At 38.8% G+C, this 16,453-nt stretch carries 9 protein-coding genes, 1 tRNA gene and 4 pseudogenes; 8 read left to right on the forward strand and 6 right to left on the reverse strand.

All coding sequences use genetic code 11. The annotated features are described in order from the left end of the window. Positions 1-15: 15 nt before the first annotated feature. From fldA to PN838_RS02330, 4 genes are all read right to left on the reverse strand, one after another. Complete coding sequence (fldA, locus tag PN838_RS02315) at positions 16-540, reverse strand: flavodoxin FldA (protein WP_215962921.1); 525 nt, start codon at positions 538-540, stop codon at positions 16-18. A 13-nt stretch (positions 541-553) separates the two neighbouring features. Further along, entirely contained in the window at positions 554-724 is a 171-nt protein-coding gene (locus PN838_RS26925) for a hypothetical protein (RefSeq protein WP_370661084.1), read from the reverse strand. 103 nt (positions 725-827) lie between these two features. Continuing rightward, positions 828-1,049 carry a DUF2788 domain-containing protein gene (locus PN838_RS02325; RefSeq protein ID WP_272179653.1) on the reverse strand — a complete coding sequence of 74 codons (222 nt, stop codon included), beginning with the start codon at positions 1,047-1,049 and terminating at the stop codon, positions 828-830. Positions 1,050-1,152: 103 nt separating this feature from the next. Further along, positions 1,153-1,908: an alpha/beta fold hydrolase gene (locus tag PN838_RS02330; protein ID WP_272179654.1), complete on the reverse strand. Its 756-nt coding sequence runs from the start codon at positions 1,906-1,908 to the stop codon at positions 1,153-1,155. Between the two features lie 330 nt (positions 1,909-2,238). Between PN838_RS02330 and PN838_RS02335 the strand changes: the two genes are divergently transcribed. The 8 genes and pseudogenes from PN838_RS02335 to PN838_RS26930 all read left to right on the forward strand — a co-directional run bounded on the left by PN838_RS02335 (position 2,239) and on the right by PN838_RS26930 (position 14,480). Next, positions 2,239-2,880, forward strand: coding sequence for a replication initiation regulator SeqA (locus tag PN838_RS02335; RefSeq protein ID WP_272179655.1), 642 nt, complete (start codon positions 2,239-2,241; stop codon positions 2,878-2,880). Between the two features lie 20 nt (positions 2,881-2,900). Next, positions 2,901-4,553 carry a phosphoglucomutase (alpha-D-glucose-1,6-bisphosphate-dependent) gene (pgm, locus tag PN838_RS02340; RefSeq protein WP_215962926.1) on the forward strand — a complete coding sequence of 551 codons (1,653 nt, stop codon included), beginning with the start codon at positions 2,901-2,903 and terminating at the stop codon, positions 4,551-4,553. Positions 4,554-4,780: 227 nt separating this feature from the next. Continuing rightward, positions 4,781-7,254: pseudogene (locus PN838_RS02345) on the forward strand (glycogen/starch/alpha-glucan phosphorylase). 116 nt (positions 7,255-7,370) lie between these two features. Next, positions 7,371-8,411 carry a succinylglutamate desuccinylase gene (gene astE, locus PN838_RS02350; protein ID WP_272179656.1) on the forward strand — a complete coding sequence of 347 codons (1,041 nt, stop codon included), beginning with the start codon at positions 7,371-7,373 and terminating at the stop codon, positions 8,409-8,411. Positions 8,412-8,652: 241 nt separating this feature from the next. Beyond that, positions 8,653-9,851, forward strand: a pseudogene (locus PN838_RS02355) (thiamine pyrophosphate-dependent dehydrogenase E1 component subunit alpha). Further along, positions 9,844-10,822 (forward strand): annotated as a pseudogene (locus tag PN838_RS02360) (alpha-ketoacid dehydrogenase subunit beta). Before PN838_RS02355 ends, PN838_RS02360 begins: the two co-directional pseudogenes overlap by 8 nt. A gap of 16 nt (positions 10,823-10,838) precedes the next feature. After that, entirely contained in the window at positions 10,839-12,521 is a 1,683-nt protein-coding gene (locus tag PN838_RS02365) for a dihydrolipoyllysine-residue acetyltransferase (RefSeq protein ID WP_272179657.1), read from the forward strand. A gap of 116 nt (positions 12,522-12,637) precedes the next feature. Continuing rightward, a pseudogene (locus PN838_RS26930) lies at positions 12,638-14,480 on the forward strand (protein kinase domain-containing protein). Positions 14,481-14,536: 56 nt separating this feature from the next. Here PN838_RS26930 and PN838_RS02375 read toward each other — a convergent pair. Then, positions 14,537-16,186, reverse strand: coding sequence for a tetratricopeptide repeat-containing response regulator (locus PN838_RS02375; RefSeq protein WP_272179658.1), 1,650 nt, complete (start codon positions 16,184-16,186; stop codon positions 14,537-14,539). Between the two features lie 142 nt (positions 16,187-16,328). Beyond that, positions 16,329-16,413 (reverse strand) — tRNA-Tyr (locus tag PN838_RS02380). Positions 16,414-16,453: the final 40 nt, after the last annotated feature.

Genomic DNA, 16,453 nt, shown 5'->3' on the forward strand with positions numbered 1-16,453 from the left:
TGCGCTATCTAAATATTATTTTAGTTCATCTAAACACATTTCTTCGTTTATCTGTGCACACCATTGTTTAATTCGTTGCTCGGTTAGTTCTGGTTGACGGTCTTCGTCTATACCTAAACCAACAAAATGGTTGTCATCTTGTAACCCTTTAGAAGCAACAAAATCATATCCTTCAGTAGGCCACAAGCCCATTAAAATACCGCCTTTAGCATCAACAATATCTCGTACCATACCCATGGCGTCTAAGAAATATTCAGCATAATCTTCTTGGTCGCCACAGCCAAATACAGCATATAACTTACCATCAAAATCTATTTGCTCTAATTCAGGAAAAAAATCATCCCAGTCACATTGTGCTTCGCCGTAATACCAAGTAGGGATCCCGAATAACAACAAATCGTATTCTGCAATTTCTTCTTTTGTACTTTTTGCGATGTCATGAACGTCAACTAGCCCTTTACCAAGTTCTTTTTGGATAAGTTTTGCTACATGTTCAGTATTACCAGTGTCGCTACCGAAATAAATGCCTACGCTTGCCATTTAAAATAACCTTCTATAAATTTTTTAATGATTCGTTTATCAAGTCAGCTAAAAATTCGCCGCGACTTAACCCTCGTTCTAGGGCCAATTCAGACGCTTTATCATAAGTTTCTTTATGAAGCTTAATTTCGACTCTTTTTAAACCCGCTTGTCTATCTCTAACAAGCTGATTTTTCTTATTAATTCTTAGTTGTTGCTCTCGACTATATGGAGACGATTTAGGTCGCCCCGTTGCTTTTCAGTCTCAAACAAGTCAATGGTTGTACGATCAATTGTTACTTTAGCCATTAAGAAAGTCCGTTTGATTCCCAAAGAACCTGAACTATGCCTTTAAACACAAAGCCGGCGCATCCCAAAAACAAAACAAACCAAACAAATACCCGACCAAATTTAGGCACTTCGCCTTTTTTTAGAACATCTTGAATTGCCATACCTATAAAAATGAAAATTCCGATAAAAAACAGATTTAATCCTATCGTTTCGGCAATGGCATACTGTTGCGGTGTCATCGTTTTAACTTACCTAAAATGTTTTTGAAAATTGTCTTAAACCCACCGTTTTATTTAATAAACAATAAACGGCGGCGGATTCTATCAAACTACGACACTAATTTCAGCTCTGAACTAAAAATTCTCGACAAATTTTTTCAAAAGCTGCTGGTTTTTCGGCATGCAGCCAATGGCCTGTGCCATGGATCACTTTAGAACGGGTATTTGGGAAGCGAGAGAGTATTGCTGTCTTATGTTCCAACGTGACGTAATTTGACTCACCACCGATAATAAATAGGGTATCTACCGGAGACGTTACATTGGTATTTCCGTCTATAAGATTGTCGTAGTTTTTGGCTAACGCATCTAAGTCAAAAGCCCACGGAGAACTTGCATTAGGTAGAAAACTTTTCAATAAAAAGCCTCGCACGCCAGGTTCTTGAATGTAGCCTTTTAACTTACTATCTGCATCACGTCTATTATTCGTATCAACCGTTACAGATTGCAGGCCATTTATTATTGCATCATGTCGGCGTGTATATTTAACGGGGGCAATGTCCGCTACAATAAGTTTAGTAATTAATGTTGGCTCTTTTAAAGCTACTTCCATTGCAATTTTACCGCCTAAGCTATGTCCTAATAGGCTGACTTTTGACAAGTGTTGTTGCTTTATAAAGGTTATTACCATGTCAGCCATAGATTGCAGATCCAATGGCGTCGGGGTTGAAGATTTGCCATGTGCAGGAGCGTCTATTAAAAACACTTCAAAATGATCAGAGAGACTTTTCCCGACTGTTTTTAAGTTGTCCAAAGTACCAAATAGGCCATGAATAACAATTAATGCAGGGCCACTACCAAACTTTTCAAAATGAATAGACATGTTTTTCTCTTTATTAATCTTAATTATCTACTCAACGTAGGCTAAATTTTATTTGTTTTAGCGGTATTTAGTCTATCCTAATTATTCAATAAAACTGTAATATCGCGGTAAAGCAGTAGTAAAACCATTTAAACACAACAGATATTTTTAATATTGGCGTTGTGACGATTTAGGTTAAAAGCTCTAGTGGGTTTATTGTCTAATAACAAAGGTTTTTATTCAATATCGTCTTTGGTATAAGATGGTTCTTTAAGCTGAGCAGGAATTCTGGTTATAATAGGCTCAACTCAGTGTTTTAATCACAATCCTCCAATGAACTGATCAATATTTATGAAAACTATTCAAATTGAAGATGATTTATACCAATACATAGCGTCGCAAACCCAAGATATTGGTGAAAGCGCGTCTAGCATTTTACGTCGATTGTTAATCGACCAGCAGGCAGAGAAGGCAATGACGCCTAATGTGTTAAAGCCTCTAACAGCAGAGGTACAACAAAATAAAGTCGCAATGTCCTCTGAACCAGACAGTGCCCCGCAATCAGCTTCTGCTGTTATAGCTAAATCTGTTGCTGATAATAAAGATATTATTAGCGAAGATGCGACAGAAGAGTTAAAAGAAGACATACAAGTCAACGGTAATGTTTTTGACGTTCTTAATAAAGAAGAAGTCATGACACAAAAAGGTGCGGTAGGCCGTTTCCTATTTATTTTGGCCGCTTTTTATCGTTGTCATAATAAATCATTTAAAAAAGTATTGGACATAAAAGGCCGTGAACGCCATTACTTTGGTGAGACGGCGAAAGAATTAGAAGCCAGTGGCAGTAGTATTAAACCCAAGCAGATTCCAGAAAGTCATTATTGGGTTGTTACAAATAACAATACGCCAAGAAAGAAATTAATAATTACAGAAGTAGCGTCTGCACTTAATTATACACAAGAGCAGGCAGAAGAATTACGTGAACTCATTTAGAATTTTAAAGGAATTGACCTATGGCGTTACATCCAAATGCTGGTAAACCCGCTCAAAAATCGGACTTAATTAATGTCCCTCGAGTGATGTCTGCCTATTATTTAAATGAACCTGATGTTGATAAGTTTCCTGAACAACGCGTAGCGTTTGGAACATCTGGTCATCGTGGCGCGTCTCTAAATACCACGTTTAATGAATCTCATATTTTAGCGATTACACAGGCCATCTGTGACTATCGCAAAGCCAATCATTTTGAAGGCCCACTATTTTTAGGGTTTGATACTCATGCGTTGTCAGAATCGGCATTTTATTCTGCGATAGAAGTGCTTGTAGCTAACGAAGTTGAAACTCATGTTCAGCAAGATTTGGGTTATACACCAACGCCGGTAATTTCGAATCTCATTATAAATTATAATGAAGCTCATCCATCCTTTTTAGCCGACGGCATTATTATTACGCCATCCCATAATCCGCCACAAGATGGTGGTATTAAATATAACCCTCCACATGGTGGACCGGCAGATAGTAAAGCGACAAAATGGATTGAAGACCGCGCAAATGAATTATTAAGGAACGACTTATACGATGTGCAAATCTTTCCTTATACTAATGCAATGAAAACAGGCTACGTTAAAGAACAAAACTTTATTGAGCAATATGTCGAAGGGCTAGAGCAAGTTATTGACTTTGAAGCAATTCGCAACGCTAAAGTAAAGATTGGTGTTCACCCGTTAGGAGGCTCAGGAATTCACTATTGGCCGGCAATTGCTGAACATTACAATTTAGACATAACTATGGTGTCTGACGTCGTTGATCCAACATTTGAGTTTATGACGCTCGACAAAGACGGCAAAATTAGAATGGATTGTTCCTCTGCATCGGCTATGGCTGGGTTAATCGCACTAAAAGATCAATTTGAAGTTGCGGTTGCAAACGACCCTGACTACGACCGACATGGAATTGTGACAAAAACACATGGATTAATGAATCCAAACCATTACTTGTCAGTTTGTATCGATTATTTAAGCAAGAATAGACCTCAATGGAATTCAACACTTAAGGTCGGTAAAACATTAGTGAGTACGTCTTTAATAGACCGAATTGCTAAAGACAATGATAAAGACGTTGTTGAAGTACCGGTAGGGTTTAAATGGTTTGTAGAAGGGCTGGTAAATCATCAACTTATGTTTGGTGGTGAAGAAAGTGCCGGTGCATCGTTTCTAACCAAAGAAGGCAAAGTTTGGTCGACCGACAAGGATGGAATAATCCTTGCGCTACTCGCCGCTGAAATAACAGCCGTAACCGGTTTAAATCCATCTCAGTACTACGAACAATTAACTGAAAAACTTGGTTCACCTATTTATAAACGTATAGATGCACCAGCAAATCCAGAACAAAAAGCCATTTTAACTAACCTTAAGCCTGAAGACATCACGTCAACAGAGCTAGCGGGTGAACCCATTACTGCAATTTTAACTAATGCCCCCGGAAATGGCGCTGCAATTGGCGGTTTAAAAGTTGTTACGGAAAATGGTTGGTTTGCTGCGCGTCCATCTGGAACTGAAAATATTTATAAAATTTATATGGAAAGTTTCTTAGGTCAGGCGCATTTGGATAAAATTGAAGCAGAAGCTCAAGCAATTGTCTCTTCATCTTTTAATAAAAAGTTATAAGAATGAATAAACACTGGCCAGAAACTTGCTGTGCAAACGTATGTTGCTAAAAACTTCGCAGACCACCTTGGTCTGCGGGGCTCTAGGATATATTCTTCACTCATCATTCAAGACTAAATCATTTATTTGTCATATATCGACTATAAATTTAACCATGATTTCAATAACTGCAACGGCGCAAAAGAGACGCTGTTTAAATAGGCAGTAATAAAGGAGTAGATCCCAATATGAAAAATAACAAGATGATCGCGGGCGAGATTACCGCCGAACAATTCAAAGACTCTATTATTAAACATTTACACGGTACGTTTGGTACTGACGCAAACAAAGCGAGCAACCGCTCTTGGTGGAATGCGACATCAGCAGCATTAAATGAATTTGTTTACAGCGGATTGAGTAATACACAAAAACCTATTTTGAAAATGATACACGTGCCGTTCATTATTTTTCTTTAGAATTTTTAATGGGACGTTTAACGGGAAACAACTTAATCAATTTGGGTTTGTTCGAAACAGCAAAACAAGCACTTACCGATTTAGACATTAACATTGACGAATTAGTTGATGAAGAAGAAGATATGGCGCTAGGGAACGGTGGCTTAGGTCGTTTAGCTGCCTGTTTCATTGATAGTTTAGCAACAATGGAATTACCTGCGGTTGGTTATGGTATTCATTACGAACATGGATTATTCCGTCAAGAATTCCAAGAAGGTCATCAAATTGAACGCCCAGATAGCTGGCGTGAATACGGTAACCCATTTGAAATATGCCGTCCTGAAAGTGTTCAAGACATACCGGTTTATGGTTATGTTGAAACAAAATTTGATGAGTCGGGCAAAATTGTAAAAGAATGGCACCTAGGTCGTATCATTAAAGGTGTTCCTTGGGACGTGCCGGTTGTTGGCTATACTGGTAATAACGTTAACGTTCTTAGACTTTGGGAATCTCGCGCTTCTAATTTCTTTAACTGGGATGTATTTAACTCAGGTGGCTACCATGATGCTCATAAAGAAAATGTAGAATCTGAGACAATTTCAAAAGTACTTTATCCAAATGATGAAACGGACGCTGGTAAAGAATTACGCTTAATTCAGCAATACTTCTTTAGCGCTTGTTCATTAAAAGACATTATCCGTCGTTATAAACGTGTTCACGGTGATGATTGGAGCAAATTTAGTGCTCAAGTTGCCGTACAGTTAAATGACACTCACCCGGCAATTGCCATCCCAGAGTTGATGCGTATATTAATCGACCGAGCAGAGTTATCTTGGGATTACGCATGGCAAATTTGTCGTGAAACTTTTTCTTATACCAACCACACCTTGTTGCCAGAAGCGCTAGAGAAGTGGTCTGTACGTTTATTTGAAAAAGTTTTACCACGTCATTTAGAAATTATTTATGAAATTAACCGCCGCTTCTTAGAAGACGAAGTTGAAGCAAAATGGCCTTAGTGACGACTCGATTAAATCTAAGCTTTCTATTATAGAAGAAGGTCATGATCGCATGGTAAGAATGGGTAACTTAAGTGTTATCGGTTCTAATAAAGTTAATGGTGTTGCAGAAGTCCATTCACAGTTGGTTAAATCTGACTTATTCCCAGAATTTGACGCTTTATGGCCTGACAAACTAACAAACGTAACAAACGGCGTAACACCACGTCGTTGGTTGAAGTATTGCAACCCTGAATTAGCTAGCCTAATTGACGATACGGTTGGTGATGAATGGCCAACAAACCTAGAGTTATTACGCCGTTTGGACAAAAAAGCAGGCAATGCTAAGTTCCAAAAGCAATACATGGACATCAAACATACTAACAAAGTTAAATTAGCTAAAGTTATTAAAGATTTGGTTAATGTTGACGTTGACCCATCAGCTATATTTGATATTCAAATCAAACGATTACACGAATATAAGCGCCAACATTTGAATCTAATTCACATTATGGCTTTGTACCGTCGTTTATTACAAAACCCAGATTACGATATGCACCCTCGTGTGTTTATCTTTGGAGCGAAAGCAGCACCTTAGTTATCGTTTAGCAAAAGACATAATTTTTGCTATCAACAAAGTTGCTGACAAAGTTAATAATGACCCAAGAATAAAAGACAAGCTTAAAGTAGTATTTTTACCTAACTACCGCGTTTCACTTGCTGAAAAAATGATCCCTGCTGCAGACGTATCTGAGCAGATTTCAACAGCCGGTAAGGAAGCATCTGGTACAGGTAACATGAAACTTGCGCTTAATGGTGCAATTACCATCGGTACACTCGATGGCGCGAACATTGAGATTGCTGAGGAAGTGGGCGAAGAAAACGTTGTTATCTTTGGTTTAACTGTCGATGAAGTTAAAGCAGTTAACGCTGAAGGTTATAATCCTTGGGATTATTACTATGGCAACCCTGAAATTAAAGCAGTGTTAGATTGGTTCGATACAGATTACTTCACGCCGGGTAAACCTATATGCGTTATCGAGTATCAAACATAGTTTATTAGACGGTGGCGACCCATACCTATGTTTAGCTGACTTTGAGTCTTATTCTGAGGCGCATAAAGAGATAGATGCTAAGTATCGAGACACTAAAGGCTGGGCGAAAAGTGCGATTTTAAATACTGCATATATGGGTAAATTTAACTCAGACCGTTCAATTCAAGACTATGTTGACCGTATTTGGAAACTAAAATCTTGCAAAACTAAATGGTAGTCGCGTAACAAAAGCGATACAGCAAACCCGTTGCTAAATTATTAGCAACGGGTTTTTTATTTTCTAGAATAAGCGTTAGACTCTAACTAAGTTAAAAATAATAATTATAAAATCCTATGACAAACATAAAAAATAACGATTTTTTGGCGTTAACTCGCCAACATGAGAACCATTTACCTGCAAGTCGATTTGAAGATAATAAACATAGTTTTGAGATCTGGGATACCGGAGTGTTGCAAGTCAGTCCTATTGGGGCCAGTAAATTTGACTTAGCAATTGTATTGTCCGCCGGTATACATGGCAATGAAACCGCACCGATTGAAATGATCAATGAATTGATCAAAGAAATACTCACTAAAGAGATAACGTTAAAACGACCAGTATTATTTATATTTGGTAATCCACCATCAATGAATATCAACAAGCGATTTGTTATTGAAAACCTCAATAGACTATTTTGCTCTACCTATTTAAACGGTGTCGATATTAATGGTGATAGAACCAACTTAGAACGTCAACGTGCTGAAAAACTAGAAGGTTATGTCGCACGTTTTTATCAAACCTATGATTCCGAAAACAAATGTCATTATGATTTGCATACCGCAATCAAAGATTCGGTCCATGAAAAATTTGCTGTTTACCCTTACATTGGCAATTCACCTTGGAAAACTCAGCAGTTTGAACTACTACGTGCAATGGACGTCACGACGGTTATGTTAATGCAAAAACCGGCTACCACATTTAGTTATCATTCATCGAGTGTCCACGGCGCAGATTCGTTTACCATTGAGTTAGGTAAGGTTAGGGGTTTTGGTGAAAACGATAAATCAAAATTTGAAAAAGCCAAAGTAACACTGCGAAATTTGATGTGTGGAATTGACGTAGACAAAACACTATTTGATGAAGCTAATTTTGTCATGCTAAAAGTGCATCGTTCTATTACCAAAAATTATGGCGACTTTGAACTTGGCTTTGACGACCAACTCGCGAATTTTAGTGAATTTAAAGAAGGTGAATTGCTCGCAAAGGAAAATGGGGATGACATCGTCGCTGAAATAGATGGGGAAGCCATCGTGTTTCCAAATGCAGCGGTTGAAATTGGCCAACGAGCCATATTAACAGTCGTGCCCACCAGCGTTTCAAAAAGCATAATTTAAAAACACATAAGGCACTGATATTAGTGCCTTTATTATATGTAGTGGCAACATATTTGAACACTTACAAGGTCTAAACTAAAAGCTCTAAAATGCCAGCTAATTGAATCCAACTTTACGTAAAGGTAAAGTCCCGCCAAATAATAACAATCAAGCTGTTTATCCAGACCGAGAATCGTTTTATTGGTCTAAAATCACATTAGTGATGGGATTAAGGGGAAGCCTAATGGGCAAGTTAAACAACATAGATAATCCAAATAACATTACAAAAGAAGAAACTTTGAAATTAGAGTTTATTTCTGAAAATGCGTTATCTATACCTGTATTTAAAATGATGGATGCCGATGGTGAACTTTACGACGGTGCTTGTCATTCGTCATTAGATAAAGACACTGCAATTAAAATTTACGAAACAATGCGTTTCATCCGTATATTAGACGAACGAATGCTGGCTGCTCAACGACAGGGGCGGATCAGCTTCTATATGCAGTGTTTAGGTGAAGAAGCTGCTGTAACAGCTTCTGCGGCGGCATTAGAATCCCAAGATATGATATTTGCTCAATATCGCGAACAAGCAGCGTTAGCGTATCGCGGGTTTGAACTTGAACAATTTATGCATCAAAACTTTTCAAATTCTAAAGACCTAGGGAAAGGCCGTCAAATGCCCATTCACTATGGTTCTAACGCGTTAAATTACATGACGATTTCATCTCCCCTTGGAACCCAAATTCCACAAGCTGCTGGTTATGCTTATGGCCAAAAACTAGATGGTAATGGTGGATGTACTATTTGCTATTTTGGTGAAGGTGCGGCTTCAGAAGGAGACTTCCACGCCGGTCTAAATATGGCCGCTGTTCATAAAGCCCCAGTGATATTTTTTGCGCGTAATAACGGCTATGCGATCTCAACTCCAGCAAGTGAACAGTTTAAAGGCGATGGCATTGCGTGTCGTGGCGTCGGTTATGGTATGAAGTCTATTCGTGTCGATGGCGTTGACACTTTAGCTGTATATGAGGCAGTTAAATTAGCGCGTGAATATGCTGTTAAAAATAACGAGCCGATTCTAATTGAATCAATAGCTTATCGTTTAGCTGCCCACAGTAGTTCAGATGATCCGACGGGCTATCGTTCGAAGGACGAGGAAGAAAATTTCCGTCTAAACTGCCCGGTTAATCGTTTTCGTAATTATTTGATCAAGCAAAATTGGTTAGATGAGCAAGAAGACGAATCAAGCAAAGAAACTATTCGTAAGGAAGTATTAGCGGCGTTGAAAAAGCCGAAGTTGTCGAAAAGCCGTCACTTGAAGACTTAATAACAGATGTATATGAAGAAGTACCACAGCATCTTCGTAAACAGATGGATGAACTTAAAGCTCACATTGCTAAGTACCCTGAGCATTATCCGGCCTCGTCAGGCGCTAAAGGGAGAACCACTAATGGCTAAAATGAACATGTTACAGGCGATCAATTCCACATTGATGATTGCATTGGAAGAGCACCCTAAAGCCTGTGTATTTGGCGAAGACGTCGGATATTTTGGCGGGGTATTTAGAGCAACAAGTGGACTCCAAGAAACATTTGGTAAGTCACGTGTGTTCAATACACCTCTAGTAGAACAAGGCATATTAGGCTTTGCGAACGGGTTAGCTGCGCAGGGCGTAAAAGCGATCGCTGAAATTCAGTTTGCTGACTATATATTTCCAGCATTTGACCAAATCGTTAATGAAACCGCAAAGTTTAGATACCGTTCAGGTAATGAATTTAACGTCGGAAATCTAGTGATAAGAACGCCTTATGGTGGCGGTATTGCCGGTGGACTGTATCACTCACAGTCACCTGAAGCCTATTTTGCCCATACACCAGGTTTAAAGTTAGTGTTTCCTAGAAACGCATATCAAGCAAAAGGGTTGTTAGCATCTTCAATTGAAGCGAATGATCCTGTGATCTTTTTCGAACCAAAACGTTTATATCGAGCATCTGTTGGCGAAGTGCCTGAGGAAAAGTACCTGATCCCGCTCGATAAAGCTGAAATCATCAAAGGTGGTAATGATGTCACGTTACTGGTACTGGGGCGCGCAGGTTGAGATTATTGAGAAGGCTGCTGAACTGGCGGAAAAGCAGGGAATATCCTGTGAAGTGATCGACCTAAGAACGGTATTGCCTTGGGATGTTGAAACCGTCGCAAACTCTGTGAGCAAAACGGGTCGTCTAATTATTTCTCAAGAAGCCCCATTAACCGGTGGTTTTGCCTCTGAAATATCGGCCACAATTCAGTCTGAATGTTTTCTACATTTAGAGTCGCCAATCGATAGAGTGTGTGGTTTAGATACCCCGTATCCATTAGCGCAGGAAAAAGAATATATGGCAGACCATTTAAAAGTTTACGAAGCGATTTTACGCTCAGTTCAGTATTAGTAAGGCGGTACACATTATGAGTAAAGACTTTATATTACCTGATATTGGCGAAGGCATCGTTGAATGCGAGGTTGTCGAGTGGTTTGTTCAAGAAGGCGATACTGTCGTTGAAGATCAACCTGTATGTGATGTTATGACGGATAAAGCGTTAGTACAGATACCAGCGATTTCTGACGGCGTTGTCACTAAGTTATATTATGAAAAAGGTGAAGTGGCTATTGTCCACGAGCCCTTATTTGCAGTCTCCTCAGTTGGAGAGCCATTGTCGGAATCAACGCCGATGCAGGGCGTATCTGAGCAGATTATGGATCAAACTCCTGTTGTTTCTATTAACAACAATGCGACAAAAACAGAAGACTTTTTATTACCTGATATCGGTGAAGGGATCGTCGAATGTGAAGTTGCTGAATGGTTAGTGGAAGAAGGCGAGGAAGTACTAGAAGATCAAGCCATTTGTGAAGTCATGACAGACAAAGCACTTGTGCAAATTCCAGCCAAAAACGACGGTATTGTTAGTAAGCTTTATTATGCAAAAGGCGATATTGCCAAAGTACATGAACCGTTATTTGCAATTACAAGTAAAGTAGAGGGCATTGCTCAGGTTACGTCACCACACATAGCAAGTGACGAAGATACTCAAACTAGAAGCTTAGCTAGTGCTGTCGGGTCAAATACAACAACAAACCCAGCGATAAGCGATACCAGCAATAACACAAGCAATAACACAAGCAATAACACAAGCAATGTGACGAGCATCACGGCTTCAACTGGTAAAAAGAAAGCAGTAGCGTCGCCTGCGGTCCGTAGGATGGCAAGAGAAATGAACCTCGACATTACAGCGGTTGTTGGCAGTGGTGAGAAAGGACGAGTATTCAAACAAGATTTATTGTCTGTCGGTAATTCTGTTAATACGGTTGTACAAGCCAATGCCGGAGTAAGTGGTGATATGACAGCGTCAGTTGCTAAAGCCTCAGCTTCAAATACTAATACAGGGTCTAATCGAGTAGAGCCGATACGCGGCGTTAAAGCGGCGATGGCAAAAGCAATGCAAGATTCGGTTTCAAGCATTCCACACTTTACCTACAGTGATGAAATTGACTTAACTGAGTTGATTAAACTTAGAAAAGCTCTAAAACCTAAATTTGAGCAAGATGACATTAAACTGACAATGATGCCTTTTTTCATTAAAGCAATGTCATTAGCGCTTAAGCAATTCCCTATAATGAACAGTCAGCCAAACAGTGATTGTACTGAATTAACCTATCTGGAAGATCACAATATTGGTATGGCTGTCGATAGTAAAGTTGGCTTGCTTGTTCCTAATATTAAAGGCTGTCAGAGTAAATCGATACGCGATATCGCTGTCGATGTCATGGCCATCACCAAGAGCGCTCGGGACGGTCGGTTAGCGCCTGAACAGCTAAAAAATGGCACTATATCGATATCTAATATCGGTGCAATTGGTGGCACGACAGCAACACCAATCATCAATAAACCCGAAGTCGCTATTGTCGCGCTTGGAAAAATGCAAACGTTACCGCGTTTTGATGAAAGTGGTAATGTGGTTGCGAGGCAAATAATGACGGTAAGTTGGTCAGGCGACCACAGGGTAATCGATGGAGGAACCATAGCTCGTTTCAATAATTTATGGACGAGTTATTTAGAAGAACCATCATCAATGTTAACTGAAATGATTTAACTTGTTGAAAATGCCCGCTAAAGCGGGCATTTTGCTATATGTGACTTTACCTAAGCGGCCACTTAGTTTAGCTTCAAATGAGATACGACTAAAAAAATAGCGATATAAAATGGAATATGACTTTGGAAATTAATTTAAAAAATTTTTATATTTCAGACGAACAGTCAATTTATTTATTGGCGGCAAACGACGCTAAAAAACTAAGAGATTGGGTCGCCTTGTGTCAAACACAATTACAAAAAATGGGCTACCAACAAGTCCATTTAATTGGTAAAGGTGCCTATGGATTTGTATTTGTCGGTACGGATAAAAAGCGCAATGAACGGGTATTCAAATTCTCCCGAATTACGTTACCTCAAGCTGTCCGTGAAAGACTCGAAGAAGAAGGGTATATGCTTGGTTTGTTAGATCACCCGAGTATTCCAAAATATATTGCATTTGAGAGCATAAAAAACAGGGCATTTTAGTAATGCAACGAGGTCAAGGAGTTGATTTACACGAGCTCTCTCGTAGTTATGGTCGTTTACCCGTGTACCTAATTATAAAAATTGCAGAACAACTCGCCGATATATTAGTTTATTTGCGAAGCGTACAAATACAAGGCGCAAATGGCCAATTAGAATCCCGTCCGATAGTGCACGGCGACATAAAACCATCCAATTTGTTATGGGATGAACATACTCAAAAACTTTCGCTTGTCGATTGGGGCTCTAGTGTATTTGCCCAGCTTGATACTCAATGCCAACCCATAGTTAACAACGTCATGGAATTAATGTCTGCAGATATGCAAAATACTAATTCTCGGTTAGGTGACGTATATTTTATCGGTAATGACCAACTAAACGGTGGTCTGTCTAGTCCTAGGTTCGACGAACAAGGCGCCGCGGCCACACTATATGCCTTAGCGTCTAATCAAAATTGCCGCTACGGTGTCGCGGCCATACCGACAAATTCGTTGTGCCTGCCAAAAGCGTTCTCAGATGTGTTGTCAGATATGTTGAGTGACGATGTCGCTAAACAGCACAAAGCCGGTGACACCTTTATTACGCAAATAAAACATTTAAAGAATTGGGTATTGAGTGACACCGAAAATTATCAAGACGCAAATCATTTGCCTATTTGGACAAAAGTACGAAAACAAAATGTAGAAACAGTTGTCTATTCATCGCGTAAGTCGTTTTTACGGCAACATCAGGCAGACGCGGCTTCACTTGACGGCATTAAAGATGCACAACTCGACAAATATTATAAAAACTATCTACAGGGCATGGGAGAAAATGAAAAAGCGTTTGTCGCGGCGGTAAGCCGATTGAATGAATTTCCCATCGTTGGTGGATTTGCGATTCACTGGTTAGCGGACAACATTTCTGTAGAATCGAATCTAAATCTATTTGACGTCAAATACCAAGTCAGTGTGGGTCAAACAATAGATAATATTATTGATTTAGCCCGAAGCTTAGAACTTAGAGAAGGTATATTTAAAGCGTGTTTATTTGATGCTAAAAATACCCTGCATTTTGAGCGTGAAAACGAACACCAACCATTTTATTGTTCGGATACCACACATATTTCATTTGAAATTACCCCGTACCGGAAACCGATGACAACAAACAACACTCATATTTTGAAGATGGTGATGATCCGGACGAAAAATTAGCCTTACCAGAAGAAATAATGCAACACATAGTCGCCCTGAACAACATACGGCATACTGGTTGTATTATTTTTGAGGCGTTGCCAAAACATCTAAAAATTCATAATTACTATACGTTATTAGATGAGTCACAATACTTGCAATTTAAACATCATTTAAGCGGGGTTTTGGCAAATATTAAGCATATAAAAGGCATAGGTGTATCTGGATTTATGAAGTTACCGTACAAAGACACTAAATCGTTTTCTTATCAAACCAAGCGACCTGAGTTGTATTGCAATACACTTAAACGACTCACGGCATAAGCGCGTTAAACGCACGATTAAAAACGTCAATTAGTTTAAAAACGACTCATTGAGAATTATTTTTTAGGTTCTGTCACTAGCGTATTAAATTTTTCAGCCAACGACATAGCTCTTTGATTATTTGCTTGAGCCAAAGGCATACCGTCGATTATCTTAAAGATAAACCGACATCTATCAATTAATTGCCAGCGCGACCTTGGCTCCGATTCAATTAAAGAAATTAGGACCTGGATAAGGTTTAGCGCCGTACCAGAGTTCATTGGAGCAATATTAAGTGCCTGTTCAAAGTATTTAAGCGAATTGTGCAGTTCACCTTTATGATAATCTTCAATACCTTTTTTATTGAGCGTTTTAACAAGATCAATATTTTCACCTGCATTCTCCCGGGCCCGCGCAATCATTTCAATTGCAAAGTCATCTAAATCATCTTTTACCATTTCAACTTTTTGGGCATATTCTTTGGCTTTTTCATATTCACCAATTTTCAGCATCAATGAAACACTGTCAGGCAATAAGTTAGAAGGGAGATCGATTTTGCGATTAGTAAATTTTGCTGATAATTCAAAAAATGATCGCTTGGCCTGATAATTTAGCCCATTTACAGAATCGAGTCGGGCCATGCAAATTTGTTCAAAGTCTTCAATTTTCAGTGCTGCATTCACATGTTGTTCATGTTTTGACTTTTGCAAAGCGTAAATAGCTTCTTGATTATACTTACGTTTTTTATTTACATCTTGTTCTAGTTCACAAATATCGATGATATTACGAATGTGGTTCAAAAGATGTTTTTGATCTCTACGAAATGATTTTGATGTCAGTTCAACAACTTGATTACATGCTTTTATTGATACGTCGTAGTCTTTATTCAATTTTGCAATAGAGCTTAATTTATATTGGCGTTGAACAGAAAAAGGGGATTTTTCGATGCCAGACCTGATCCAGTCGTAAGCGGGTTTAGTTTCCGAGTTTTGCAAATAACAATCAGCAATTATATCGTATGCTTCAATGGTCAGTTTGCTCAACGAGAGCGCTTCTTTACTATATTTTATCGCTAGACTGTGTTTGCCTTTGGACCGCATTAGTTTACTTTTATAAACCAATGCCCAATTTAAACTCTTAACTTTAAGTACTTGATCTAAAAAGGCCTCTAACTCTTGAAACTTGCCTAATTTAAACAAAATATCCGCTTTGTATTTTAAGATAAGTGTTCTTAATCGCGGAGCCGTTTTAGATAATTCATCAACCTGTATTAACGCCTTATCTAATTGATCCCTATCTAGATACATTAACAATGGCAATAATGTTTGCTTTTTGAGCCAAGTACGGGACACTCGTTGCTTTAATAGATTTTGAGAAAAGGGCTTAACAACGTAATCGTCAGGCCTAACTTCAACAGCCCCGATAACCATGTTTAATTCACTCTCACCAGTTACCAACATACTTACGTTATGCACTGGTAATAATTTTCGTTCCTTTAATTCTTCAAATAGCTGTCGACCGTTACGGCCATCACCTAAATTGTAATCGATAAAGATCACATCAAACTTTTCTTCATTACAACGCACAAGAGCTTGTTCTCCATTTGGAGAAACAACTACGTTTCTAGCCCCCATGTTTTTTAACATTCCCTTGAGCATGACTTGAAAAGGCTTCTGGTCTTCTACGATAAGAATGTTTTTGTCAGCAAATGAAAATTCAGTTTTCAAAGTTACAACTTATTGATATTTAATCTCACCTCAGTTTTGGTAAGTTTACGCTGAAATTCAAGTGTTTATTTAAAAGAATGGAAAAAATAGTAAAAGAAGACGAAAAAAACCGAAGTCATAGGACTTCGGTCTACATAATAAGTGGTGGAGGGAGGTGGATTCGAACCACCGAAGGCAGAGCCAGCAGATTTACAGTCTGATCCCTTTGGCCACTCGGGAACCCCTCCACTTAGTACGAGGTGGATATTAACAAATTATTAAGTGATG

Origin of the sequence: Psychrosphaera algicola, assembly GCF_028401425.1 — a bacterium.
GTDB classification, from domain to species: Bacteria; Pseudomonadota; Gammaproteobacteria; order Enterobacterales; family Alteromonadaceae; genus Psychrosphaera; species Psychrosphaera algicola.